The organism is Pseudomonas sp. PICF6 (genome assembly GCF_009831705.1).
Taxonomy (GTDB): domain Bacteria; phylum Pseudomonadota; class Gammaproteobacteria; order Pseudomonadales; family Pseudomonadaceae; genus Aquipseudomonas; species Aquipseudomonas rhizophila.
In genome coordinates this window covers 70,150-95,012 of record NZ_WUUD01000022.1, presented here as the reverse complement: position 1 = coordinate 95,012, position 24,863 = coordinate 70,150, and the positions used below count along the sequence as shown (strand labels likewise).

The window sequence follows — 24,863 nt, the reverse complement described above, 5'->3', positions numbered from 1 at the left end:
CGACGGCTCCCTGGATGCTGCACTGGATGCCGCCCGCCAGCGTGGTGTGGGTCACTTCCTGTGCATCGGCGTCAGCGCCGACAATGCCGCCGACGTCAAAGCCCTGGCCGAACGCTATGCAGATGTCGATTGTTCAGTCGGCATCCATCCTCTGGACGTCCAGCCCGACGCTACGCCTGCCCTGGATTGGCTGTTGCGCGAGCTCGACCATCCACGGGTGGTCGCCATTGGCGAAACCGGCCTGGACTATCACTACGAACCACAAGCCGCCGAGGTCCAGCAGGCTTCGTTCCGGCTGCATCTGGAGGCTGCGCAACAGACTGGCAAACCGGTGATCATCCACACCCGCGGCGCCCGGGCCGATACCCTGGCCTTGTTGCGTGACGCCGCGTTGCCCCAGGCGGGGGTGCTGCATTGTTTCACCGAAGACTGGGACATGGCCAAGACCGCGCTGGACATGGGCTATTACATTTCCTTGTCCGGCATTGTCACGTTTCGCAATGCCGACGCGCTGCGGGATGTGGCCAGCAAAGTGCCGGCAGATCGCCTGTTGGTGGAAACCGACTCACCGTACCTTGCGCCGATTCCGTATCGTGGCAAGCCGAACCTTCCGCAATACGTGCGGGAAGTGGCGGAGTTCCTGGCGATGTTGCGGGGCGAGTCCTACGAGCGATTTGCCGAGCAGACTACGGAGAACTTCAAGCGGCTGTTTCCGCTGGCCCATGTCCGCGCGGTGTCTGCCTGAGTTTCAGGCAAAAAAAACCCGGGTTCTGGGGGGTGAATCCGGGTTAAGACCATTAGGAGTAAAACAAAGGCACGCGGTCCGTTGGTACCTTTACCGGCGCGTCACTTGGGGGAGATGTCGCGCCGACAGTTCAAGTATTGATCAGTATGCTGACGCGTCCAGTTTAGCCGGGCTGGTTTTTAAACAAATTTGGAATACGCTCGCTTCGGATAAGTTCTCACTGCCGTCAAAGCCAGTCGTTACGGTGCGGCGAAGCGAATGACAGGAAGCTGGAGCTGCACGGTTTTGTGAAGAACTGTGGTTGGGAACGGATGATCCGTGCATTTTTGCGTAAGTTAGGCATAATACTCGGCTTCGAATTTTGACCCTTCAGACCTTTTTCTTATGCACAAAGAACCCCGTAAGGTCCGTGAGTTTCGTCGCCGCGAGCAGGAAATTCTCGACACCGCGCTCAAGTTGTTCCTCGACCAGGGTGAAGACAGCGTCACCGTCGAGATGATTGCGGATGCCGTGGGTATCGGCAAAGGCACGATTTATAAACATTTCAAATCCAAGGCGGAGATCTACCTGCGCCTGATGCTTGATTACGAGCGCGATTTGAATGAGCTGCTGCATTCGGCCGATGTGGACAAGGACAAGGAGGCCCTGTCCCGGGCCTACTTCGAATTCCGCATGCGCGATCCGCAGCGTTATCGCTTGTTCGACCGTCTGGAAGAGAAGGTGGTCAAGGGCAACCAAGTGCCGGAGATGGTCGAGGAACTGCACAAGATCCGCGCCTCGAACTTCGAGCGCCTGACCCTGCTGATCAAAGGCCGGATCAGTGAAGGTAAGCTCGAAGACGTGCCGCCCTATTTCCACTACTGCGCCGCCTGGGCGTTGGTGCACGGTGCGGTGGCGCTGTATCACTCGCCGTTCTGGAGCAACGTGCTGGAAGACCAGGAAGGCTTCTTCCAGTTCCTGATGGACATAGGCGTTCGCATGGGCAACAAGCGCAAGCGTGACACCGACGTTCCGAGCAGCTAAGTCATTCAGCTGCCTGATTGCGCCATGTCCGCTTACATGGCGCAGTGTCCCAGGAATATACTCAGGCTTGGGCCTTGCGAAAACTTGAGTTCTGGGTCAAGTTTCGTAAGTCCGATTCTTCTTTCGCCGGAGTGATCCATGATCGTTGACCGTCAAGGCAGGCGTTTCCGCAATTTGCGAATCAGCCTGACTTCAGCCTGCAATTACGCCTGTACCTACTGCGTGCCCAACGGCAAGCGGCTGGTGGCTGCGCAGGATGAACTGTCGGCCGAGGCCATGGCGCGCGGTGTGGCCTACCTGATCGAAGCTGCCGGTATCGAGCGGCTGCGCATCACCGGCGGCGAGCCGCTGGTCAGCCCCAAGCTTGAAAGCTTCATGACGGCGGTGGGGCAGATGGGCCTGGAGGACATCAGCCTGACCACCAATGGTCAGTTACTGGCCAAAAAGTTGCCTTTGCTGGTAGATGCCGGCATTCGCCGCATCAACGTTTCCCTCGATACCCTGGACCCAGGGGCGTTTCGCAGTATCGCCCGCGGTGGCGATCTGGCAACCGTGCTCGACGGGATGGATCAGGCCCGTGCTGCGGGAATGAAGATCAAGGTCAACATGGTGCCGTTGCGCGGGCAGAACCTGGATCAGGTGATGCCACTGCTCGAGTACTGCCTGGAGCGCGGCTATGAGCTGCGCTTCATCGAGCTGATGCGCATGGGGCACCTGGCCAGCGACTCCAACGCGTTCCTGCAGCAATTCGTCAGCCTTCAGCAGTTGCTGAGCCTGATCGGCGACCAGTACGAGTACCTGCAAGCCGACGCTCCAGTGGATGCCACCGCAGTGCGCTATGAAATTCCGGGCCTAGGGCATTTTGGCGTGATCGCTAACGAAAGCGTGCCATTCTGTCGTACCTGCTCACGGTTGCGGCTGTCCTCCACGGGTTGGCTGCATGGCTGCCTGTCGTCGAGTAACCGACACTTTGTCGGCGATCTGCTGGACAAACCCCGTCATCAGGCCTTGCCGGCTCTGCAGCGCTTGCTGGTCAAGGCGTTGGGGGATAAGCAGGAAGTGGCGTTCTCTGGCGGCGCAACCATCATGAAAATCATCGGCGGTTGACGAATGCTATCGCGGGCAAGCTTTGCTCCCAGGTGAACACCGTACCTGTGGGAGCAAGGCTTGCCCGCGATAGCAATTTCCCCTTCACTTGGATGTGTCTGACACCTCCATTTCGATGAGCTGGCGCAAAAGCTGCATCCAATGGCCATTCGCCGGTTTTCCGTCACCGGTTTTTGGAGGGTAGGATGCGTAGCCTGGTTTTGCTGCTGGCCGTTTTGGCGCTCGGTGGCTGCATGAATGTCAGCGACATGGGGGAGGGCGTTCGCTACCACATGAGCGACGCCGGTTTGCTGGACCACAGCGACAGCCGGCGTGTGAATAACCTGCGCATCCAGCCGGATTCGTTCATCTACATTGCTCAGGGTGCCTTCGCGCCTCCCGGCAGTGCCTACCCGCGGCCCAATGTCGTCGCCGAAGAGGCCTTCAACGGTTTCATCGAGTATTTCCCCATGGTGCGTCGTGCCCGGGTTCCCGAGGGTCTGGACCAGGCCATGGGCGAAGCCCGAGCCGCCGGTGCTCACTACTTGCTGTATACGCGGTTCGCCAAGGCCGACAACCGTATCGGCAACACCGACGAATGGCTGGATGAAGAGGCCGTGGACCGTTTGGGTGTCGACACCAGCGTCATTCAAATCATGTTGATCGAGACCAGCACCCAGTATTTGATTGATACTGCACGCATCAAGAGTCGTGGCGGTTTACTGACGTTGCACGACAAACAGCCAGAAGACCTGATCGCTCCCCCTTTGCGCGAGTATGCCCGCAGCCTGTTGGGAGTGAGCGACCAGTAACATTCAAGGAGTCACAATGAGCGGACCGCAAAAAGCCAATGACCTGCTGGGGCAGATCCCCAAGACCAAAGGTTTGCCGCCAGTCCACTTGTGGAATCCTGACTTCTGCGGCGATATCGACATGCGCATCGCCCGTGATGGCACCTGGTATTACCTGGGTACGCCAATCGGGCGCAAGCCGATGGTCAAGCTGTTCTCCACTATCATCCGCCGCGACGGCGATGATTACTTCCTGATCACTCCTGTGGAAAAAGTTGGCATCAAGGTCGACGATGCACCCTTTATAGCGGTGACCCTGGAAGTTGAGGGGCAGGGTGAGCAGCAGCGACTGCGCTTCACCACCAACGTCGAGGAAACCACTGAGGCCGGCGGCGAACATCCGATGCGGGTGGTGATCGATCCGCAAACCCAGGAACCCGCGCCCTACGTGCACGTACGCAGCAACCTCGAAGCGCTGATCCATCGCAATGTGTTCTACCAGTTGGTGGAGCTGGCGGTCAGTCGCGAGATCGACGGGCAGAGGTGGTTGGGGGTATGGAGTGGTGGGGTATTTTTCCCGATAGGCCTGGAACCCTGATCCCTGTGGGAGCTAGCCTGCTCGCAGCATGGCCAACCTTGTCTTAACTGATCCACCGCTATCGCGAGCAGGCTCGCTCCCACCCGGGTGAAGCCGTAAAATTCAAATTGACACCCAATCATATGATGATTAGTTTGGGCCTCTATAGAAAGTGGCCCCGGGGTGTTCATGTCCAGCAGTTTTCACGCATCGACCGTCGATTGGCTGGGGGGCTGGATAGCCGCCGGTCAGGTCAAGCCTGGGCAGACCATCAAGGTTGAGGCCGACCTCGGCCAGCAATTGGGCGTCAGCCGCACGGTGATCCGCGAAGCGATCAAGACCCTGGTGGCCAAAGGCATGCTGGAAGTCGGCCCGAAAGTCGGGACACGGGTGCTGCCGGTGCGTCGCTGGAATCTGTTCGACCCGCAGGTGGTCGGTTGGCTGTCGCGCAGTGGGCTGCCGGAAAATTTCGTCGATGACCTGCTGGACCTGCGGCGTACCATCGAACCGATGGCGGTGCGCTGGGCGTGTGAGCGAGCGACGGCTGATCAGGTGCAGGCGATCCGCCTGGCCTACCATGCCCTGGAGCGGGCGGTGGACAGCGGGGCCGATTACAACCGTGCCGACCAGTTCTTCCATGAGTGCATCCTCGCTGCCAGCCACAATCAATTTATTGAGCAAATGGTCCCGGCCCTGGGCGCGCTGCTGGCGGTGTCGTTCGAGGTGTCCGCCGCCGACCCGGATGAGCTGCGCCGCACGTTGCCGATCCACAAGGATATCGCCGAAGCCATCGCTGCCCGTGACGCGGCGCGGGGCGTCTGGGCCTGCATGACCTTGATCGATAACGCTGACCTGGCGATCAAGCGTTTTTACCCTAACGTCATGGCCGGGCGGACAGAGATTGCCGGGCAAGCAGGAAACAGGAGTGTTCAATGATGTGGACGGCTGTGACGGAACACCGGGCGATATTGGGGGAGGGCCCCTTCTGGGACGAGCCGACCCAAGCACTGTATTGGGTCGACATTGCCGGTAAACAGGCGCTGCGGCTGATCGGCGCGAATGTGCAAATCTGGCAGATGCCCGAGCATGTGTCCGCTTTCATTCCGACACAAAGCGGCGACGCCTTGGTGACCCTGAGCAGCGGTGTCTATCGACTCGATCTGGATTCGCCGGGACTGGAACCGAACCTGAAATTGCTGTGCATGGCCGATCCCCGGCCAGGGAATCGCGCCAACGAGGCCCGTTGCGATGCCCTGGGCCAGCTCTGGCTCGGCACCATGCAGAACAACATCGGCGAAAACGCAGAAGACCTGCCCATTGAAGGACGATTCGGGGGCCTGTTTCGCATTGGCGCCGATGGCCGGGTCATGCCGCTGCTGCGCGATCGGGGCATTCCCAACACGCTGTTATGGAGTCCTGACGGCACTACGGTGTATTTCGGCGAAAGTCTCGACGGCACGCTTTACCGACATTTCATTTATCCCGACGGCAGCCTGGCCCCCGCCGAGGTCTGGTTTGGCCCTCACCCGCGTGGCGGCCCCGACGGCTCGGCAATGGATGCCAGGGGCTATGTCTGGAATGCTCGCTGGGACGGTAGCTGCCTGCTGCGACTGGACCCGCAAGGTCAGGTTGATCGGATGATCGAGCTGCCCGTCAGTCGTCCCACCAGCTGTGTGTTTGGTGGTGAGGACCTCAAAACACTGTACATCACCAGTGCGGCGAGCCCACTTAACCATCCACTCGACGGCGCGGTGTTGTCGATGCGAGTCGATGTACCCGGTGTGGCTTGTACGCGGTTTGCGGGCTAAATCCCAAAATATGGGATGTAAATATATATATTGAGATTATTTGGCGAGCGGGTTTATAGTCGGTCCCATCAGCGACACGCACTCACACTAAAAAAACAAGACAGGTGAAGTGATGCAACGATCTTCCTCCGTACCGCCCGACGGCGTACGCGATTCCAAAAGCCTTTCGACCGGTCATCTCTGGATGTCCGGTTTTTGTCGTGCTTGCGGACAGGAGTCTTGAGTCATGGCCCACACCCTGTCCTTGTTACCGATGCCCGAACCCCCGAAAGGCGAACGCCTGAAAAACAAAGTTGTGCTGCTGACCGGGGCTGCCCAAGGCATTGGCGAGGCGATCGTCGCCGCGTTCGCCTCGCAGCAGGCACGCTTGGTCATCAGTGATATCCAGGCCGAGAAGGTTGAGACAGTCGCAGCCCTCTGGCGTGAACGCGGGGCGGATGTGCAGGCACTCAAAGCCGATGTATCCAACCAGCAGGACCTGCATGCCATGGCCCGTCGTGCCGTCGAGCTGCACGGTCGCATCGACGTTCTGGTGAACTGCGCGGGCGTGAACGTATTTCGTGACCCGCTGGAAATGACCGAGCAAGATTGGCGGCGTTGTTTCGCCATCGACCTGGATGGCGCCTGGTACGGTTGCAAGGCTGTGTTGCCGCAGATGCTTGAGCAAGGCGGGGGCAGCATCATCAATATCGCCTCGACTCATTCATCCCACATCATTCCCGGCTGTTTCCCTTACCCGGTGGCCAAGCACGGACTGCTCGGCCTGACCCGCGCATTGGGTATCGAATACGCGCCCAAAGGTGTGCGGGTGAATGCCATTGCGCCGGGTTACATCGAAACCCAATTGAATATCGACTACTGGAACGGCTTCGCCGATCCACATGCCGAACGCCAGCGTGCGCTGGATCTGCACCCGCCACGCCGAATCGGCCAGCCGATCGAAGTGGCAATGACGGCGGTGTTCCTGGCCAGCGATGAAGCACCTTTCATCAACGCCTCGTGCATCACCATCGATGGTGGACGTTCGGTCATGTACCACGACTGAATATTTCGGGATTTCAGTCGGAAACTTCGCCTGTAATCCAATCATCATACGATATGACTATTTGGACCTATGCTGTACAGCAACATGTTTGACCGCCCAGCCTGCGCATTTCCACTGATGTTGGAGCAGGGCCCTGGACGTTTTGGCTTTCAATAAAAAAAACAAGGAGACAGCTATGAATCATCGTCGTGGGATCCGTTCCCTGTGCCGTGCCGCCCTGGCGGTTACTGCCGTCAGCCTCAGCAGCACCTTGCTGGCGGCCGAAGAAGTGAAGATCGGTTTTCTGGTCAAGCAGGCCGAAGAACCCTGGTTCCAGACCGAATGGGCGTTCGCCGAAAAGGCCGGTAAGGACCGGGGCTTCACGGTGATCAAGATCGCCGTGCCCGACGGCGAGAAGACCCTCTCGGCCATCGACAGCCTCGCCGCTAACGGCGCCAAGGGCTTCGTGATCTGCCCACCGGACGTGGCTCTCGGCCCGGCCATCGTGGCCAAGGCCAAACTCAATGACATGAAAGTGATTGCCGTGGATGACCGCTTCGTCGGCTCCGATGGCAAGTTCATGGAAGACGTGCCGTACCTGGGCATGGCCGCGTTCGAAGTGGGCCAGAAGCAAGGCGACGCGATGGCCGCTGAGGCGAAAAAGCGCGGTTGGGACTGGAAAGACACCTATGCCGTGATCAACACCTACAACGAGCTGGATACGGGCAAGAAACGTACCGACGGTTCGGTCGACGCCCTGAAGAAGGCCGGCTTTCCAGACGATCACATCCTTTATTCCGCGCTGAAAACCCTCGACGTGCCGGGCAGCATGGACGCCACCAACTCGGCCCTGGTGAAACTGCCCAGCGGGGCGAAAAACCTGATCATCGGCGGCATGAACGACAACACAGTGCTGGGCGGCGTGCGCGCCACCGAAAGCGCCGGGTTCAACGCGGCCAATGTGATCGGGATCGGCATCAACGGCACCGACGCCATCGGCGAACTGAAAAAACCCAACAGCGGTTTCTTCGGTTCGATGCTGCCAAGCCCGCACATCGAAGGCTACAAGACCGCCGAGATGATGTACGAGTGGATCACCACCGGCAAAGAGCCACCGAAGTACACCGCCATGGACGAGGTGACGCTGATCACTCGGGAGAACTTCAAGCAAGAACTGGAGAAGATCGGCCTGTGGAACTGATGGTCGGTTGATTCAAAAGCGGCCCTGGCCTGACGAGTGCCGGGGCCGCTTGATCTCTGTGAGTTCGAGGTGGTTATGCAAGCGCAAACAGCGACACAGCAACACAACATGGGCGGCAGCTTGCGGTTCAACGGGATTGGTAAATCCTTTCCCGGTGTGCAGGCGCTGGCCAATATCAGTTTCGTTGCTCATCCGGGACAGGTCCATGCTTTGATGGGCGAGAACGGCGCGGGCAAGTCCACGTTGCTGAAGATCCTCGGCGGTGCCTACATCCCCAGCAGCGGCGACCTGCAGATCGGCGAGCAGACGATGGCTTTCAAAGGCACCGCCGACAGCATTGCCAGCGGCGTGGCGGTGATCCACCAGGAGCTGCACCTGGTGCCGGAAATGACCGTTGCCGAAAATCTGTTCCTTGGGCATTTGCCGGCCCGTTTCGGTCTGGTCAATCGTGGGCAACTGCGCCAGCAGGCGTTGGCGTTGCTCAAAGGTCTGGCCGACGAAATCGACCCCCAGGAAAAAGTCGGTCGCCTGTCCCTCGGCCAGCGCCAACTGGTGGAAATCGCCAAGGCCTTGTCCCGTGGCGCCCATGTCATTGCCTTCGATGAACCCACCAGCAGCCTCTCGGCGCGGGAAATCGACCGCCTGATGGCGATCATCACCCGCCTGCGGGACGAGGGCAAAGTGGTGCTGTATGTCAGCCACCGCATGGAAGAGGTGTTCCGCATCTGTAACGCGGTCACGGTGTTCAAGGACGGCCGTTATGTGCATACCTTCGAGAACATGAGCGAGTTGACCCACGATCAGTTGGTCACCTGCATGGTCGGTCGCGACATTCAGGACATCTACGATTACCGTCCCCGCGAGCGCGGCGATGTGGCGTTGCAGGTCGAGGGGCTGCTCGGCCCGGGCCTGCGGGAGCCGGTGAGTTTCCAGGTGCATAAAGGTGAAATCCTCGGCTTGTTCGGGCTGGTGGGTGCCGGCCGTACCGAGTTGCTGCGGTTGCTCAGTGGGCTGGAACGCCAAACTGACGGGCGGCTGGTTCTGCATGACCAGCAGTTGAAACTGCGTTCACCCCGGGATGCCATTGCCGCGGGCGTGTTGCTCTGCCCGGAGGATCGCAAGAAGGAAGGCATCATCCCGTTGGGCAGCGTGGGCGAGAACATCAACATCAGCGCTCGCGGCGCCCATTCCACCCTGGGGTGCCTGTTGCGGGGCGACTGGGAACGGGGTAACGCCGACAAGCAGATCAAGGCGCTGAAAGTGAAGACGCCATCGGCGGGTCAGAAAATCATGTACCTGTCTGGCGGCAATCAGCAGAAAGCGATTCTCGGTCGCTGGCTGTCGATGCCGATGAAAGTCCTGTTGCTGGACGAGCCCACGCGCGGTATCGACATCGGCGCCAAGGCCGAGATTTATCAGATCATCCACAACCTGGCGGCCGATGGCATTGCGGTGATTGTGGTGTCCAGCGATCTGATGGAAGTGATGGGCATATCCGACCGAATCCTGGTGCTCTGCGAAGGGGTTATGCGCGGCGAGCTGCCGCGTGACCAGGCCAACGAATCCAACCTGCTGCAACTGGCGCTGCCACGCCAACGCGTTGCCGACGCGGCGAACTGAGAGGTAAACATGACCATTCAAAACAATGCACTGCCAACGGCACGCAAACCCCTGGATCTGCGGCGCTTCCTGGACGACTGGGTCATGCTGCTGGCGGCTGTCGCAATCTTTGTGCTCTGCACCCTGATGATCGACAACTTCCTGTCACCCCTGAACATGCGAGGCCTGGGCCTGGCGATTTCCACCACGGGCATCGCGGCCTGCACCATGTTGTATTGCCTGGCTTCCGGGCACTTCGACTTGTCGGTGGGCTCGGTGATTGCCTGTGCCGGTGTGGTCGCGGCGGTGGTGATGCGTGACACCAACAGCGTGTTCCTCGGCGTCAGCGCCGCGTTGGTGATGGGGCTGATCGTCGGGCTGATCAATGGCATCGTCATTGCCAAGCTACGGGTCAATGCGTTGATCACTACGCTGGCGACCATGCAGATCGTCCGGGGCCTGGCCTACATCTTTGCCAATGGCAAGGCGGTGGGCGTGTCCCAGGAATCGTTCTTCGTGTTCGGTAACGGCCAGATGTTCGGCGTGCCGGTGCCGATCCTGATCACCATTGTCTGCTTTCTGTTTTTCGGCTGGTTGTTGAACTACACCACCTACGGGCGCAACACCATGGCCATTGGTGGCAACCAGGAGGCGGCGTTGTTGGCAGGGGTGAACGTTGATCGGACCAAGATCATCATCTTCGCCGTGCATGGTGTGATCGGTGCCTTGGCGGGTGTGATTCTGGCCTCACGCATGACCTCGGGCCAACCGATGATCGGCCAGGGCTTTGAACTGACCGTGATCTCGGCTTGCGTGTTGGGCGGGGTGTCGTTGAGCGGCGGTATCGGCATGATTCGCCATGTCATCGCCGGGGTGCTGATTCTGGCGATTATTGAAAACGCGATGAACCTGAAGAACATCGACACCTTCTACCAGTACGTCATCCGTGGCTCGATCCTGTTGCTGGCGGTGGTGATCGATCGAATGAAACAACGCTGAAATCTGCCCCGACCGGGCTGGACCCAATCGCGAGCAGGCTCGCTCCCACAGGATCTGTGCCGGATTCCGAACCCGAGCACGGCGCAGATCCCCCTGTGGGAGGCTCCGAACTCCAGTACGGCGCAGGACCCTGTGGGAGCGAGCCTGCTCGCGATGGCGTCATCCCTGACGCCAGCGATCAACCGGCCTTGCGCAGCGCTTCAACCAATTCCTGCTTACGCATCTTCGAACGTCCGGGAATGTTCTTCGCCCGGGCCTCTTTCATCAGGTTATCCACAGTCTGGGTCGCGCGGGAGGCCTTGCTGGTGCGCGGCTGACCCTCGCGGGTCTTGGCTGCGCGACGGGCCGATTCCTTGCGGTCGGTTTTCTTTTCTGCTGCCGGTTTTGTCTTCCCCGACCCACCGGAGCGTTCGCCACCGCCAGACTGCTTGTTGACCGTCGCCCAAGCACGAGCCTCGGCCTTGTCCTCGGACAAACCCTTTTTCTCGTAACTTGCTTCAATGTGTTCGGCTTTGCGCTTTTGCTCGGCTGTGTATTTGTCTTTGCTTCCACGAGGCATGGGAATCTCTCCTCAAGTGTGTGAGCAGAGCCACCCGCCAGGAGCGCGTCGCTCGCTCCCTGGGGGTTACTGGCTGGCGCCGCCCTCGGAACCCGACCCGCCGGTGGTGGTTTTCGAGCCCGTGCCGGTTTCGGCGTTATCGGGGGTATTGGAGTCCGGCGTATTCATGCCGCCCTGACGACCCGCATCATTGCCCTGCACCCGCGGATCGGTGCCGTTGGCGGGAGGCTGACCATTGTTCAGGCCGCCACCGGTGCCATCGGTGTTCAGCTTGGGCATGCCTTCGGTTGCGGGGGAATTGGGCGCCTGTACCGGATCGGTCGGACCGGTGCCGTCGGTGGTGGCTGCGAAAGCCGCCGAAGATAGCAGCGTGGCGAATGTGAATGCAGTCAGCCTTGATGAGATCATGGTGTCGCCTCCATTTTTTAGAATGCTTGCCTGATTTTGGGCTGTCCTGAATCCGGGTTTGTGCCTGACAGGCGACGAATGGTGCCGTAGGGACCGTCACTCAAAATTTGTCTTCGAGGTGTGACGAGCGCAGCGTGGCGGCTTAGTATGGCGCTTTCAATTGGCTACAAGGCCCGTTCATGTCGATCCAGATTCGTCCTGCGCAACCCAGCGATGCGCCTCAAATCCTTGCCTTCATCACTGAACTTGCCGATTACGAAAAGGCCCGCCACGAAGTCATCGCCAGCGTGACGGACATTCAGCGCAGCCTGTTCAGCGAGGGCTCCACTGCCCATGGACTGATCTGTCTGCGTGATGGCGTGCCCATCGGTTATGCGGTGTTTTTCTTCAGTTATTCCACGTGGCTGGGCAGCAACTGCCTGTACCTCGAAGACCTGTACATCACGCCTGACCAGCGCGGCGGCGGGGCAGGGAAGACGCTGCTGCGTCACCTGGCGAAAATTGCCTGCGACAACGACTGCGGCCGCTTCGAGTGGAGCGTGCTGGACTGGAACACGCCGGCGATCGAGTTCTACAAGTCCCTCGGCGCGCAACCCCAGGAAGAGTGGGTGCGCTACCGGATGGACGGCAAGGTGCTACGGGATTTCGCTAACGGCAATTGAGCACTTCATGAGTGGGCGTCGGATGCCCACTCGGCAAACCCCGGTCGTGGTTCGAGTCGTTTGCAATATGCGGCCACGGCCGGGTAGTCCGGGCGTTCCATGGGCGTCTGGCGCCAGCGATGCACCGACAGACCGATGAGCACATCCGCGAGGGAAAAATCCGCACCGGCCACGTAGGCGCCAGTGCGGCTCAACTGATCCTCCAGCAACCCCATCTTTTCGTTCCAGCCTTTGACCCCGGCGGCGATGCGTTGTGGGTCCTGAAACTCCGGGTTCTTGCGCACCAATGCATGAAACGCATAGCCCCATGACGGGTTGAGTTCGGTCGCTTGCCAGTCCATCCACTGTTCGATTCGGGCGCGCGCGGCCGGTTCGACGGGCAGTAGATCGTTGCCTCCATGCTTGCCCACAAGGTAGCGACAAATGGTGTTGGACTCCCACAGCACACCGTTTTCATCAATGATCACCGGCACTTGGGCGTTGGGGTTGAGCGCCAGAAACTCGGGGTCATGGGTCGAGGCAAAGCCGATGCCCCAGTCTTCGCGCTCGTAGGCGATCTCCAGCTCCTGACAGGTCCACAACACTTTTCTGACGTTGATCGAAGAAGTGCGGCCGAGGATTTTCAACTGTTGTCCCATCCCTTTTTCCCTGAGTTGTTTGGCGTCCGATCAGAAACGTAGCAGGGTCTTGGGCGAATGGCGATTGGCTTTGTCGTCGATGTATTTAATCCCAATATATGGGAGTGATATTTATATATTGAGATTTTGTTGCGCCCAGGTTTATAGTCCGTGCACTCACTGCCAAAAAACAAAACAGGTGAAACGGATGCAGGCGCAATTGATTGCGCTCGATTGGGGGACCACCTCATTACGGGCTTACAAACTCGCCGCCGGGGGCGAGGTGCTCGAACAGCGTTCGCTGTCGTCGGGGATCATGCAGTTGCCCTCCGGGCCGCGAACGGTGGCCGGTCAGGTGTGCATCGACGGTTTTGAACTGGCCTTCGACGAGGCGTGCGGCGATTGGCTCGACGCCCAGCCAGGCCTGCCCGTGATCGCCTGCGGCATGGTCGGCAGCGCCCAGGGCTGGCGCGAAGCGCCTTACTGCGACACACCCGCCAACGTCGCCAATCTCGGACATTCCCTACAAATCATTCGTAGTCTTCGCGGTGTCGATGTGCACATCGTGCCGGGGGTGATCCAGCGTTCGCGGTTACCCAATGTCATGCGCGGCGAAGAAACCCAAGTGCTTGGCGCCTTGCACAGCCTGCCGGATGAAGCGGTACTGATCGGCTTGCCCGGCAGCCATTCGAAATGGGTGGAAGTGGCCAACGGTTGCATCGTGCATTTCGATACGTTCATGACCGGCGAGATCTTCGCCGTGCTCAGTGACCACAGCATTCTGGGCCGCACCCAGCAACGTGGCACGGCGTTCGATAGCCTGGCTTTTGATCGCGGCGTGCAGGTGGCGTTGTCGGTGGACGGCCAGATCGGCCCGTTGTCCACCGTGTTCAGTGCCCGCAGTCTGGGCTTGACTGGCGAACTCAGTGGCAGCGCCCAGGCGGATTACCTTTCCGGCCTCCTGATCGGTCATGAGCTGACGGCCCTGGCTACCGTGCAACGCCGACGGCGCGACACCATTCATCTGCCGACGGTGGTGTTGATCGGCAATTCTCAACTCTGCGTCCGTTATCAACGGGCCCTCGATGCCTGCGGTTTTGCCCGGGTGTCCCTGGCCGAACAGGCCACCGAACGTGGTTTGTGGCAACTGGCCGTGGCGGCCGGGCTGCTCGATTCCACCGCATCGCGTTAAACGACTGGAGGTCTGACATGCTCACACAAGCACTGGCGCACAACGGGCTGATCGCAATTTTGCGCGGTCTGCGTCCGGAGGAGGCCGCCGCTATCGGCGAAGTCCTTTATGGCGCCGGATTTCGCGTCATCGAAGTACCGCTCAATTCTCCCGAGCCGTACGAAAGTATCCGCATCCTGCGCAGTACCTTACCCGCCGATTGCCTGATCGGGGCCGGCACGGTGCTCACGCCGGAACAGGTCGAGCAAGTGAAAGCCGCCGGCGGTCAAGTCATCGTTATGCCCCATAGCGATCCTAAGGTGTTGCGGGCGGCGAAAGCCGCGGGCTTGTACCTCTCGCCCGGCGTCGCCACGCCCACCGAAGCCTTTGCTGCACTGGCCGAAGGTGCCCATGTGTTGAAGATGTTTCCTGCCGAGCAAATGGGGCCGGCGGTGGTCAAGGCGTGGCTCGCGGTATTGCCGGCCGGAACCGTGCTGGTGCCGGTGGGCGGGATTACCCCGGACAACATGGCGGTGTTCGTCGAGGCCGGCGTCAAGGGGTTCGGCCTGGGTTCCGGGTTGTTCAAGCCGGGCCTGACGGCTGACGAAGTGGCGGTGCGCGCCAAGGCCTACGTGGCCGCGTGGAATGCCTTGAACTGACGACTTTTCCAGCGCCCCGCGCGCTGCATCTGATAAGAGAGACAACAAGATGAAAATCACCAAACTGACCACGTTTATCGTTCCGCCGCGCTGGTGCTTCCTCAAGGTCGAAACCGACGAAGGCGTCACTGGTTGGGGCGAACCCGTGGTTGAAGGCCGCGCCCACACGGTGGCGGCCGCCGTTGAGGAATTGTCCGACTACCTGATCGGCAAAGACCCACGCAACATCGAAGACATCTGGACCGTGCTGTATCGCGGCGGCTTCTACCGCGGCGGGGCGATTCATATGAGCGCCCTGGCCGGTATCGACCAGGCGTTGTGGGACATCAAGGGCAAGGCCCTGGGCGTGTCAGTCAGCGATTTGCTTGGCGGGCAGGTACGCGACAAGATCCGCGTGTATTCGTGGATCGGCGGCGACCGCCCGGCGGACACCGCCCGAGCGGCGAAAGAAGCCGTGGCGCGGGGTTTCACGGCGGTGAAGATGAACGGCACCGAAGAACTGCAGTTTCTCGACACCTTTGAAAAGGTCGACCTGGCCCTGGCCAATGTCGCGGCGGTACGGGATGCAGTCGGGCCGAACGTCGGCATTGGCGTGGACTTCCACGGTCGGGTGCACAAGCCGATGGCCAAGGTGCTGATGAAGGAGCTCGATCCGTACAAGCTGATGTTCATCGAAGAACCGGTGCTCAGTGAGAACTACGAAGCCCTGAAGGAATTGGCGCCGCTGACCAGCACCCCGATTGCCCTGGGCGAGCGGTTGTTCTCGCGCTGGGATTTCAAACGGGTGCTCAGCGAAGGTTACGTGGACATCATCCAGCCGGATGCGTCCCACGCCGGTGGCATCACCGAAACCCGCAAGATCGCCAACATGGCCGAGGCCTACGACGTGGCGCTGGCACTGCACTGCCCGCTGGGCCCGATCGCCCTGGCGGCGTGCCTGCAACTGGATGCGGTCTGCTACAACGCGTTCATCCAGGAGCAGAGCCTGGGCATCCATTACAACGAGAGCAACGACCTGCTGGATTACATCAAGGATCCGCGGGTGTTCGACTATGACAAGGGTTTCGTGAAAATCCCTAACGGTCCAGGCCTGGGCATCGAGATCAATGAGGAGTACGTCATCGAACGCGCCGCCATCGGCCACCGCTGGCGCAACCCGATCTGGCGGCATGCCGATGGCAGTTTTGCTGAGTGGTGAGTGGGTTCTGATTTCACCCGATCCCCTTGTGGGAGCGAGCCTGCTCGCGATGGCGATTTGTCCGCTGCACATGAGTCAACTGACACACCGTCATCGCGAGCAGGCTCGCTCCCACATTTGATCTCCCCTGCTGGGAGATCCGCTCAACGTCCCCGATTCCTCAATAAACATAAAAAGAGGCACCTCACATGCAAGCGCACACCCTGAGCGCGCAAGCGTCGTTGGTGACGCCCAGCCGCAAGCGTTTTTTCATCATGGTCCTGCTGTTTATCACCGTGGTGATCAACTACCTGGACCGCAGCAACCTTTCGATCGCCGCCCCCGCGCTGACCAGTGAGCTGGGCATCGATCCGATCCACGTCGGGCTGATTTTCTCGGCGTTCGGCTGGACCTACGCCGCCATGCAGATCCCCGGCGGCTGGCTGGTGGATCGGGTGCCCCCGCGTATTCTGTATAGCGTTGCACTATTGCTGTGGTCGGTGGCCACGGTGATGCTCGGTTTTGCCGCCAGCTTCATCGCGTTGTTCGTCCTGCGCATGGCGGTTGGCGCCCTGGAGGCACCGGCCTACCCGATCAATAGCCGCGTGGTGACCACCTGGTTTCCTGAGCGCGAACGGGCCACGGCCATTGGTTTCTACACCTCGGGGCAGTTCGTCGGGCTGGCCTTCCTGACGCCGGTATTGGCGTGGCTGCAACACGCCTTCGGTTGGCACATGGTATTTGTCGCCACGGGCGCGGTGGGCATCATCTGGGCGGTGATCTGGTACGCGGTGTATCGCGAACCGCGGGATTTCAAAGGGGTCAACGCCGCCGAGATCGAACTGATCCGCGAAGGCGGCGGGTTGGTGGATATCCAGGCCGATACAGCCAAGGCCAAGGCCAAGTTCAGTTGGGCGGACCTGGGTATCGTCCTGACCCAGCGCAAGCTGTGGGGCATTTACCTGGGCCAGTTCTGCCTGAATTCCACACTGTGGTTTTTTCTGACCTGGTTCCCGACCTACCTGGTGAAATATCGCGGCATGGACTTCATCAAGTCCGGCCTGTTGGCGTCATTGCCGTTCCTCGCCGCGTTTGTCGGTGTGTTGTGTTCCGGGTTCTTCTCCGACTGGTTGATCCGTCGCGGTTCCACGGTGGGGTTCGCCCGCAAACTGCCGATCATCGGCGGGCTGCTGATCTCTACGGCGATCATCGGCGCCAACTTCGTTGAGTCGACACCGCTGGTGATCGCTTTCCTGGCCCTGGCGTTTTTCGGCAATGGCCTGGCGTCGATCACCTGGTCGCTGGTCTCGACCCTGGCGCCCGCGCGGTTGCTTGGCTTGACGGGCGGGGTGTTCAATTTCATCGGTAACCTGGCGGCCATCGCCACGCCCATCGTCATCGGTTTCCTCGCCAGCGGCGATTCGTTTGCCCCAGCCATCACCTATATCGCCGTGCTGGCGTTGATTGGCGCGCTGTCCTACATCCTGCTGGTAGGGAAGGTCGAGCGCATCGAGTTGTAGTCCGACGGGGCGGGCGACCATAATGCCGCCCGTTCCCCGCTCACTGTTGAAGGCCGGATATGCAGCAAGACGATCCAAAAATCACCAAGGACGCGGCGCCCACAGGCACCCAGACACTGCTGCGTGGTCTGGGTGTGGTCCAGGCGGTCGCCAGCGGCGCCCGTGACCTGAAGGAAATCGCCCGGTTGATCGGCACCACTCGCAGCACCACCCATCGTTTGGCCAGTTGCCTGGTGGATGAGCGCTACCTGCGGGTGGTGCCGCAAGTGGGTTATCTGTTGGGGCCGAAGCTGATCGAGCTGGGTTTTCAGGCCCGGGAAGAGTTGCCGCTGGTGAGCCTGGCGGGGCCGTACCTGGACGAGTTGTCGGCGCTCACCGGTGACACTGTTCACCTGGCGATTCGCGAGGGCGACGAGGTGTTGTACCTGCTGAAAAATCCAGGGCGCAATGGCCCGGAAATGCGTTCGCGCGTGGGCCATCGCATGCCGCTGGCGCGTACCGGGATCGGTAAGGCGCTGATGCTCGATGATTCTCAGGAACAATGGAAAAGGCTGTATGAAATCAGCTTGCCGGCGGGAGGGAAGAATCAGTTCTGGCCCCAGCATCAGGAGCAATCCTGGGAGCAGTTCCAGCAGCGGATGGTGGAGTATGTAGCGGGTGGTTATGCCTTCGATCTGGAAGACAACGAGCCGTCGATTCGTTGCGTGGCGGCGCCGATCCGCGACGCCGGCAAGCGCATCGTCGCCGGTATCAGCATCGCCAGCACCGTACCGTATATGCCGCTGGAAAAAATGGCCGAGCTGATTCCCCTGGTCAAAGGGGTCACAGCCCGGCTGTCGGCGGAACTAGGCGCGAAGGTCTGACGAACGTCAGGCTTTGAGCGTCGCCATGTCGATGACGAAGCGGTACTTCACGTCGCCTGCGATCATGCGGCTGTAGGCCTCGTTGATCTGGCGGATGTCGAGCATTTCAATGTCGCAGCTGATGTTGTGTTCGGCGCAGAAATCCAGCACTTCCTGGGTTTCGGCAACACCGCCGATCAGCGAGCCGGCCAGGACCCGACGGCCCATGATCAGTTTGGCCGCGTGTACCGGCGGATCGATCGGCTCGACCAGACCCACCAGGATATGCACGCCGTCGAAACGCAAGGTGTCGAGGTAGGGATTGAGGTCGTGCTGCACCGGAATGGTGTCCAGCAGGAAGTTGAAATGTCCGGCGGCAGCAGCCATCTGTTCTGCGTCGGTAGACACGATCACGTGGTCGGCGCCCTGGCGTCGGGCTTCCTCAGCCTTGCTCGCCGAGCGGGTGAACAGCGTCACTTCCGCGCCCATGGCCTTGGCGAACTTGATGCCCATGTGGCCGAGGCCGCCCATGCCCAGCACGCCGACCTTGTCACCGGCTTTCACGCCATAGTGCTTGAGGGGCGAGTAGGTGGTGATGCCAGCGCAGAGAATCGGTGCGGCGCCGGCCGGGTCGAGGGTTTCCGGGATGCGCAGCACAAAGTGTTCGCTGACCACGATGCTGTTGGAGTACCCGCCCATGGTGTGGCCGCCGCTGATACGGTCCGGGCTGGCGTAGGTCTGCGTCATGCCTTGGTAGCAGTATTGTTCCAGGTCAGCGCGACAGGCTTCGCACTCGCGGCAGGAGTCGACCATGCAGCCAACGCCCACCAGGTCGCCAATCTTATAGCGGGTGACATTCGCACCAACGGCGGTGACTTTTCCGACGATCTCATGGCCGGGCATCAACGGATAAACGGCAATGCCCCATTCATTGCGGGCCTGGTGGATGTCGGAATGGCATACGCCACAGTAGAGAATGTCGATCGCCACATCGTCGGCTCGCGGGCTGCGGCGTTCGAACTTCATTGGGGCGAGGGGAGTGGTGGCCGATTGGGCGGCATATCCGATAGCAGTGTACATAATGGACCTCGCTAAGCAGTGAACGGTGAGGTGGACCATTGTGGGAGTCATGTCGCTTCGCGGCGATGGCGATTCCTACGCGTGTCGTGCCTATTCCTCCGACATTGACTATGGTTTGATCCTACGAAGCATTAGACCTGCGATGATGCTTTCATCCCTTTTTTCGTGAAGTTTTTCCCATGTTGTTGACCCGTCATCTTGATGCCAATGCCCCTTTGGTCTCGCTGATTGAACCCCTGGCGACCCGCGACGGATTCTTGCCCACGCAGTTGCCGGGCGTACAGGTGCTCAGGGCCAGCCAGGACGTTGCCCGTGGTCCACAGCTCTACGAGCCGAGTCTGGTGATCATTGTCCAGGGCAGCAAACTGGCGTTCCTGGGGCCACGCACGCTGGAGTACGGTGCGGGGCATTATTTGATCCAGGCGCTGCCGGTGCCGTTCGAATGCGAAACCTACGCCATGCCCAATGCTCCGTTGCTGGGGGTTTCCGTGGCAATCGATCGGGCGATACTGGGGGAGCTGGTGCTGGCCATGGGACTGGTGCCGGGGCGCAGCCTTGCGCCGCAGACCCCGGAGTCGATGACGTGTGCGGTGCTCGATGACGCCATGCGTGGATGTGTCGAGCGCTTGTTGCACTGCCTGCACGATCCGTTGGAATGCCAGGTCATGGGGCAGGCGCGGCTGCGGGAGCTGCTGTTTGTCGCCTTGCGCGGGCCCCAGGCCGACGTGCTGCGCGCGCTGGTGGAGCAGCAAGGACAGTTTGCCCGGATTGCCGCTGCCCTGAGCCATCTGCACGCGCATTTCACCGAGCCGTTGAACGTCGAGACGCTGGCCAGTTGCGCGAACATGAGTGCTTCGACCTTCCATGAACATTTCAAACGCAGCACGCTGTTGTCGCCGGTGCAGTACCTCAAACGACTGCGTCTGCTCAAGGCTCAGCGGTTGCTGCTGATCGAGGGCATGGGCGTGGCCCAGGTTGCGCACCAGGTGGGGTATCAGAGTGCGTCGCAGTTCAGCCGGGAGTACAAGCGTTACTTCGAGCGCAGTCCCGGGGAAGAGCGCGTCGCTTGATCACTCAGGATTCCTTGTGGGAGCGGGCCTGCTCGCGATAGCGCCTTGTCATTCAAGATGAATGTCGACTGACGCGCCGCTATCGCGAGCAGGCTCGCTCCCACATGGGTTCGGTGTGGTTGACAGAATCGCAGGCAACAAAAAGGCCCCCATGTCGGGAGCCTTGATGTTCAGCGAATCGGCTTACATATTCGGGTAAGTCGGCCCGCCGGCGCCTTCCGGCGAAACCCAGGTGATGTTCTGTGCAGGGTCCTTGATGTCGCAGGTCTTGCAATGAACGCAGTTCTGGGCGTTGATCTGGAAGCGCTTCTCGCCGTCTTCCTGGGTCACCACTTCGTACACCCCGGCCGGGCAATAGCGTTGGGCCGGTTCGTCATACAGCGGCAGGTTCTTGCTGATCGGGATGCTCGGGTCGGTCAGCTTCAGGTGGCAGGGCTGTTCTTCTTCATGGTTGGTACCGGAGATGAACACCGAGCTGAGTTTGTCGAAGCTGATCTTGCCGTCCGGTTTCGGGTAGTCGATCTTTTTGCAGTCAGCCGCCAGTTTCAGGCAGGCGTAGTCCGGTTTGGTGTCATGCAGGGTGAACGGCAGCTTGCCGGCGAAGATGTTCTGGTCGAGCCAGTTGAAGCCGCCGCCGATGATAGCGCCGTACTTGTGAATCGCTGGGCCGAAGTTACGACTGGCGAACAGCTCTTCGTACAGCCAGCTGTTCTTGAAACTGTCGACGTAGGCGGTCAGTTCATCGCCGCCTTCGGATTCGGCGAACAGGCGATCGGCCACCGCTTCGGCGGCGAGCATGCCGGACTTCATGGCGGTGTGGCTGCCTTTGATCTTGGCGAAGTTCAGGGTGCCGAGGTCGCATCCGATCAGCGCGCCGCCCTTGAAGACCATTTTCGGCAGCGAATTCAGGCCGCCCTTGCAGATGGCACGCGCACCATAGCTGACGCGCTTGCCGCCTTCCAGGTACTGCTTGAGCACCGGGTGATGCTTGAGGCGCTGGAACTCGTCGAACGGCGACAGGAAAGTGTTGCTGTAGGACAGATCGACGATCAGGCCGACGACCACCTGGTTGTTTTCCAGGTGATAAAGGAAAGAGCCCCCGGTATTTTCGGTGCCCATGATGTCCAGCGGCCAGCCGGCGGTGTGCACCACCAGGCCCGGTTGATGCTTGGCCGGGTCGATTTCCCAGATTTCCTTCAGGCCGATGCCGTAGTGCTGGGCGTCGGCGTCGCTGTCCAGGTTGAAGCGCTTGATCAGTTGCTTGCCGATATGACCACGGCAGCCTTCGGCGAACAGCGTGTATTTGCCACGCAGTTCCATACCAGGGGTGTAGAGGCCTTCTTTCGGCTTGCCTTCACGGTCGACACCGAGGTCGCCGGTAATGATCCCGCGTACGACGCCGTTCTCGTCGAACAGCGCTTCCTGGGCGGCGAAGCCCGGGTAGATTTCCACGCCCAGGTTCTCGGCCTGCTGAGCCAGCCAGCGGCACAGGTTGCCCAGGGAAATAATATAGTTGCCTTCGTTGTGCATGGTCTTGGGCACAAAGAAGTCAGGGATTTTGCTCGCGGTCTCGGCGTTTCTCAGGACAAAAATGTCATCGCGCACGACGGGCGTGTTCAACGGTGCGCCGAGTTCTTTCCAGTCCGGGAACAATTCGTTCAGGGCGCGGGGTTCGAATACCGCACCGGAGAGAATGTGCGCACCGACTTCGGAGCCTTTTTCGACCACGCAGACGCTGATTTCCTTACCGGCTTCGGCGGCCTTCTGTTTCAGTCGGCAAGCGGCAGACAGGCCAGCGGGGCCGGCACCGACGATGACCACGTCGAATTCCATGTATTCGCGTTCCACAGGCTATCTCCTACTCAAGGCTCAACAGTTTTTTCTAATTGGAGGTTTGGCGTTGCATCCACGATCTGCTTCGCGAAATCGACGAAAGCGGCAATGAATGACCCGCGGTTCTCTCTTAAGCGGCGCATTATATCTACACCACTCTCAGGGTCCAATACAAACGTTTGTTTGAAATAGCCGCAGGCCAGATAAATCACTGACGTACGGCTTATGACTGACCATTTTGCCGTATTGACCGGAATGGGCGTTCCGGTCAAGATACGGGCGGTTTTGCGCTCGCCGTAGGCTGACTGTTGGTTCCAAGAGCACCTCTAAAGACAGGGCGAAGGCAGCACAAAGTGACGTATTGCGTGGTTCGGACGCGCAGTTTACACGCCACGATAATGAATGACTCGTCGGTCATCACTGACGAACGGTCTTCACTCCCGTGAGCAAGGTCATGTGTGGTTCATGCCGGCGTTTTTAGAGGTGCCCTTGCGCCCATGAGCATCAACCGCCAGGTTCGCCTAGGCGACTTTCTTTTCACCGGAGAGTAACGAGGAATCCATGAAGGTTCTTGTAGCTGTCAAACGAGTGGTCGACTATAACGTCAAGGTTCGCGTCAAGGCGGACAACTCCGGCGTCGACCTCGCCAACGTCAAGATGTCGATGAACCCTTTCTGCGAAATCGCCGTAGAAGAAGCCGTACGCCTGAAAGAAAAAGGCGTGGCGACTGAGATCGTCGTCGTCTCCATCGGCCCGACCACTGCCCAGGAGCAACTGCGTACCGCGCTGGCGCTGGGTGCTGATCGCGCCATCCTCGTCGAATCCGCCGAAGACCTGACTTCCCTGGCCGTGGCCAAGCTGCTCAAGGCCGTTGTCGACAAGGAACAGCCACAGCTGGTGATCCTCGGCAAGCAGGCCATCGACAGCGACAACAACCAGACTGGCCAGATGCTCGCGGCATTGAGCGGCTACGGTCAGGGCACGTTCGCGTCCAAAGTTGAAGTGTCCGGCGACAGCGTTGCCGTGACTCGCGAAATCGACGGCGGCGCGCAGACTGTTTCCCTGAAACTGCCGGCCATCGTCACCACCGACCTGCGTTTGAACGAGCCGCGCTACGCGTCCCTGCCAAACATCATGAAAGCCAAGAAGAAGCCGCTTGAAGTGCTGACTCCGGACGCTTTGGGCGTTTCCACCACCTCCACCAACAAGACCCTCAAAGTCGAAGCGCCGGCTGCACGCAGCGCGGGCATCAAGGTCAAGTCGGTGGCTGAACTGGTCGAGAAACTGAAAAACGAAGCGAAGGTAATCTGACATGACTATCTTGGTAATCGCCGAACACGATAACAAGGCGTTGGCTCCGGCCACGCTGAACACCGTTGCTGCCGCTGCGAAAATCGGTGGTGATGTCCACGTTCTGGTGGCCGGTCAAGGCGTTGGCGCCGTGGCTGAAGCCGCTGCGAAAATCGCGGGTGTGGCAAAAGTGTTGTCGGCCGACAACGCTGCCTATGCGCACCAGTTGCCGGAAAACGTTGCACCGCTGGTGGCCGAGCTGGGCAAGGGCTACAGCCACATCCTGGCTGCCGCCACGTCCAACGGCAAAAACATCCTGCCGCGCGTTGCCGCTGCGCTGGACGTCGACCAGATCTCCGAGATCATCTCGGTGGAAAGTGCCGACACCTTCAAGCGCCCGATCTATGCCGGTAACGCCATTGCTACCGTGCAGTCCAATGCTGCGGTCAAGGTCATCACCGTACGTGCTACCGGTTTCGACCCGGTTGCCGCCGAAGGTGGCTCCGCTGCTGTTGAAGCGGTGGCTGCTGCTCACGACGCCGGTATCTCCAGCTTCGTCAACGAAGAACTGGCCAAGTCCGATCGTCCGGAACTGACCGCTGCCAAGATCGTCGTTTCCGGCGGTCGCGGCATGCAGAACGGCGACAACTTCAAACACCTGTACGCCCTGGCCGACAAGCTGGGTGCTGCCGTCGGTGCTTCCCGCGCCGCGGTCGACGCAGGTTTTGTACCTAACGACATGCAGGTCGGCCAGACCGGCAAGATCGTTGCGCCACAGCTGTACATCGCCGTCGGTATCTCCGGCGCGATCCAGCATCTGGCCGGCATGAAAGACTCCAAGGTGATCGTCGCGATCAACAAGGACGAAGAAGCGCCGATCTTCCAGGTGGCTGACTATGGCCTGGTAGCGGACTTGTTCGAAGCCATCCCTGAGCTGGAGAAGCTGGTCTAATCCGGCGTCTTCACTTATAAAGAGCCCGGCCCTTTGGCCGGGTTTTTTATTATCTGCACGTTGTTGTCACTGCAAGGGGAGCATATCGCCATGGATCTTCGCCGTTTGGCTGGCGTGTCGTTGCTGTGGGCGCTGGCCGTCGTGCCAGGTCTGTCTGTCGCCGCCGGCAA

Annotated in this window: 25 protein-coding genes; 20 read left to right on the top strand and 5 right to left on the bottom strand. The window is 60.1% G+C overall.

Annotated elements, in window-relative coordinates:
* The 11 genes from GSM73_RS14745 to araH all read left to right on the top strand — a co-directional run.
* Window positions 1–745, top strand: a 745-nt coding sequence (locus tag GSM73_RS14745; RefSeq protein ID WP_160893146.1) for a TatD family hydrolase, incomplete at its 5' end; no start/stop codon positions are given.
* Between the two features lie 384 nt (window positions 746–1,129).
* Window positions 1,130–1,768, top strand: coding sequence for a TetR/AcrR family transcriptional regulator (locus GSM73_RS14740; protein WP_003204240.1), 639 nt, complete (start codon window positions 1,130–1,132; stop codon window positions 1,766–1,768).
* A gap of 138 nt (window positions 1,769–1,906) precedes the next feature.
* Window positions 1,907–2,875 carry a GTP 3',8-cyclase MoaA gene (locus GSM73_RS14735; protein WP_047228206.1) on the top strand — a complete coding sequence of 323 codons (969 nt, stop codon included), beginning with the start codon at window positions 1,907–1,909 and terminating at the stop codon, window positions 2,873–2,875.
* 185 nt (window positions 2,876–3,060) lie between these two features.
* Window positions 3,061–3,666 (top strand): DUF4823 domain-containing protein, encoded by a 606-nt coding sequence (locus GSM73_RS14730; protein ID WP_047228207.1) that lies wholly within the window; start codon window positions 3,061–3,063, stop codon window positions 3,664–3,666.
* 16 nt (window positions 3,667–3,682) lie between these two features.
* Window positions 3,683–4,243: a DUF1285 domain-containing protein gene (locus tag GSM73_RS14725; protein ID WP_160893063.1), complete on the top strand. Its 561-nt coding sequence runs from the start codon at window positions 3,683–3,685 to the stop codon at window positions 4,241–4,243.
* 168 nt (window positions 4,244–4,411) lie between these two features.
* Complete coding sequence (locus GSM73_RS14720; RefSeq protein WP_047228209.1) at window positions 4,412–5,158, top strand: FadR/GntR family transcriptional regulator; 747 nt, start codon at window positions 4,412–4,414, stop codon at window positions 5,156–5,158.
* Complete coding sequence (locus GSM73_RS14715) at window positions 5,155–6,030, top strand: SMP-30/gluconolactonase/LRE family protein (protein WP_160893061.1); 876 nt, start codon at window positions 5,155–5,157, stop codon at window positions 6,028–6,030. Before GSM73_RS14720 ends, GSM73_RS14715 begins: the two co-directional genes overlap by 4 nt.
* Before the next feature lie 226 nt (window positions 6,031–6,256).
* Window positions 6,257–7,075 carry an SDR family oxidoreductase gene (locus GSM73_RS14710; RefSeq protein ID WP_047228211.1) on the top strand — a complete coding sequence of 273 codons (819 nt, stop codon included), beginning with the start codon at window positions 6,257–6,259 and terminating at the stop codon, window positions 7,073–7,075.
* Between the two features lie 175 nt (window positions 7,076–7,250).
* On the top strand, window positions 7,251–8,255 hold the full coding sequence (locus GSM73_RS14705) for a substrate-binding domain-containing protein (protein WP_160893059.1): 1,005 nt from the start codon (window positions 7,251–7,253) through the stop codon (window positions 8,253–8,255).
* A gap of 75 nt (window positions 8,256–8,330) precedes the next feature.
* On the top strand, window positions 8,331–9,875 hold the full coding sequence (gene araG / locus GSM73_RS14700) for an L-arabinose ABC transporter ATP-binding protein AraG (protein WP_047228213.1): 1,545 nt from the start codon (window positions 8,331–8,333) through the stop codon (window positions 9,873–9,875).
* A gap of 9 nt (window positions 9,876–9,884) precedes the next feature.
* Window positions 9,885–10,853, top strand: coding sequence for an L-arabinose ABC transporter permease AraH (araH, locus tag GSM73_RS14695; protein ID WP_076383836.1), 969 nt, complete (start codon window positions 9,885–9,887; stop codon window positions 10,851–10,853).
* Between the two features lie 178 nt (window positions 10,854–11,031).
* On the opposite strand, the gene GSM73_RS14690 is transcribed toward araH, so the two are convergent.
* Window positions 11,032–11,412, bottom strand: coding sequence for a Rho termination factor N-terminal domain-containing protein (locus tag GSM73_RS14690; protein WP_160893058.1), 381 nt, complete (start codon window positions 11,410–11,412; stop codon window positions 11,032–11,034).
* A 66-nt stretch (window positions 11,413–11,478) separates the two neighbouring features.
* Window positions 11,479–11,820, bottom strand: a complete 342-nt coding sequence (locus tag GSM73_RS14685; protein WP_047228216.1) for a hypothetical protein — start codon at window positions 11,818–11,820, stop codon at window positions 11,479–11,481.
* A gap of 179 nt (window positions 11,821–11,999) precedes the next feature.
* Between GSM73_RS14685 and GSM73_RS14680 the strand changes: the two genes are divergently transcribed.
* Window positions 12,000–12,482, top strand: a complete 483-nt coding sequence (locus GSM73_RS14680) for a GNAT family N-acetyltransferase (protein ID WP_047228217.1) — start codon at window positions 12,000–12,002, stop codon at window positions 12,480–12,482.
* 5 nt (window positions 12,483–12,487) lie between these two features.
* Here GSM73_RS14680 and GSM73_RS14675 read toward each other — a convergent pair whose 3' ends face one another.
* Entirely contained in the window at window positions 12,488–13,120 is a 633-nt protein-coding gene (locus tag GSM73_RS14675; protein ID WP_076383838.1) for a glutathione S-transferase family protein, read from the bottom strand.
* A 187-nt stretch (window positions 13,121–13,307) separates the two neighbouring features.
* On the opposite strand from GSM73_RS14675, the gene GSM73_RS14670 reads away from it, so the two are divergent.
* The 5 genes from GSM73_RS14670 (at window position 13,308) to GSM73_RS14650 (ending at window position 18,489) form a co-directional block, all read left to right on the top strand.
* A complete protein-coding gene (locus tag GSM73_RS14670) occupies window positions 13,308–14,291 on the top strand; it encodes a 2-dehydro-3-deoxygalactonokinase (RefSeq protein WP_076383839.1) in 984 nt (327 codons plus the stop codon).
* A gap of 17 nt (window positions 14,292–14,308) precedes the next feature.
* Window positions 14,309–14,929: a 2-dehydro-3-deoxy-6-phosphogalactonate aldolase gene (locus GSM73_RS14665; RefSeq protein WP_047228220.1), complete on the top strand. Its 621-nt coding sequence runs from the start codon at window positions 14,309–14,311 to the stop codon at window positions 14,927–14,929.
* Between the two features lie 49 nt (window positions 14,930–14,978).
* Complete coding sequence (dgoD, locus tag GSM73_RS14660; protein ID WP_047228221.1) at window positions 14,979–16,127, top strand: galactonate dehydratase; 1,149 nt, start codon at window positions 14,979–14,981, stop codon at window positions 16,125–16,127.
* Between the two features lie 188 nt (window positions 16,128–16,315).
* The gene (locus tag GSM73_RS14655; RefSeq protein ID WP_047228222.1) at window positions 16,316–17,626 is read left to right on the top strand and encodes an MFS transporter; all 1,311 of its coding nucleotides are present in this window, start codon (window positions 16,316–16,318) and stop codon (window positions 17,624–17,626) included.
* A 59-nt stretch (window positions 17,627–17,685) separates the two neighbouring features.
* Window positions 17,686–18,489: an IclR family transcriptional regulator gene (locus tag GSM73_RS14650; RefSeq protein WP_013693986.1), complete on the top strand. Its 804-nt coding sequence runs from the start codon at window positions 17,686–17,688 to the stop codon at window positions 18,487–18,489.
* A 6-nt stretch (window positions 18,490–18,495) separates the two neighbouring features.
* Here the strand turns inward: GSM73_RS14650 and GSM73_RS14645 are convergent, their stop codons facing one another.
* A complete protein-coding gene (locus GSM73_RS14645; RefSeq protein WP_047228223.1) occupies window positions 18,496–19,548 on the bottom strand; it encodes an NAD(P)-dependent alcohol dehydrogenase in 1,053 nt (350 codons plus the stop codon).
* 179 nt (window positions 19,549–19,727) lie between these two features.
* On the opposite strand from GSM73_RS14645, the gene GSM73_RS14640 reads away from it, so the two are divergent.
* Window positions 19,728–20,618 carry an AraC family transcriptional regulator gene (locus GSM73_RS14640; protein WP_160893056.1) on the top strand — a complete coding sequence of 297 codons (891 nt, stop codon included), beginning with the start codon at window positions 19,728–19,730 and terminating at the stop codon, window positions 20,616–20,618.
* Window positions 20,619–20,801: 183 nt separating this feature from the next.
* Here GSM73_RS14640 and GSM73_RS14635 read toward each other — a convergent pair whose 3' ends face one another.
* Entirely contained in the window at window positions 20,802–22,466 is a 1,665-nt protein-coding gene (locus GSM73_RS14635; RefSeq protein ID WP_139049472.1) for an electron transfer flavoprotein-ubiquinone oxidoreductase, read from the bottom strand.
* A 546-nt stretch (window positions 22,467–23,012) separates the two neighbouring features.
* Between GSM73_RS14635 and GSM73_RS14630 the strand changes: the two genes are divergently transcribed.
* Window positions 23,013–23,762, top strand: a complete 750-nt coding sequence (locus GSM73_RS14630; RefSeq protein ID WP_160893054.1) for an electron transfer flavoprotein subunit beta/FixA family protein — start codon at window positions 23,013–23,015, stop codon at window positions 23,760–23,762.
* Window position 23,763: 1 nt separating this feature from the next.
* Entirely contained in the window at window positions 23,764–24,693 is a 930-nt protein-coding gene (locus tag GSM73_RS14625) for an electron transfer flavoprotein subunit alpha/FixB family protein (protein ID WP_107322026.1), read from the top strand.
* Window positions 24,694–24,863 lie beyond the last annotated feature (170 nt).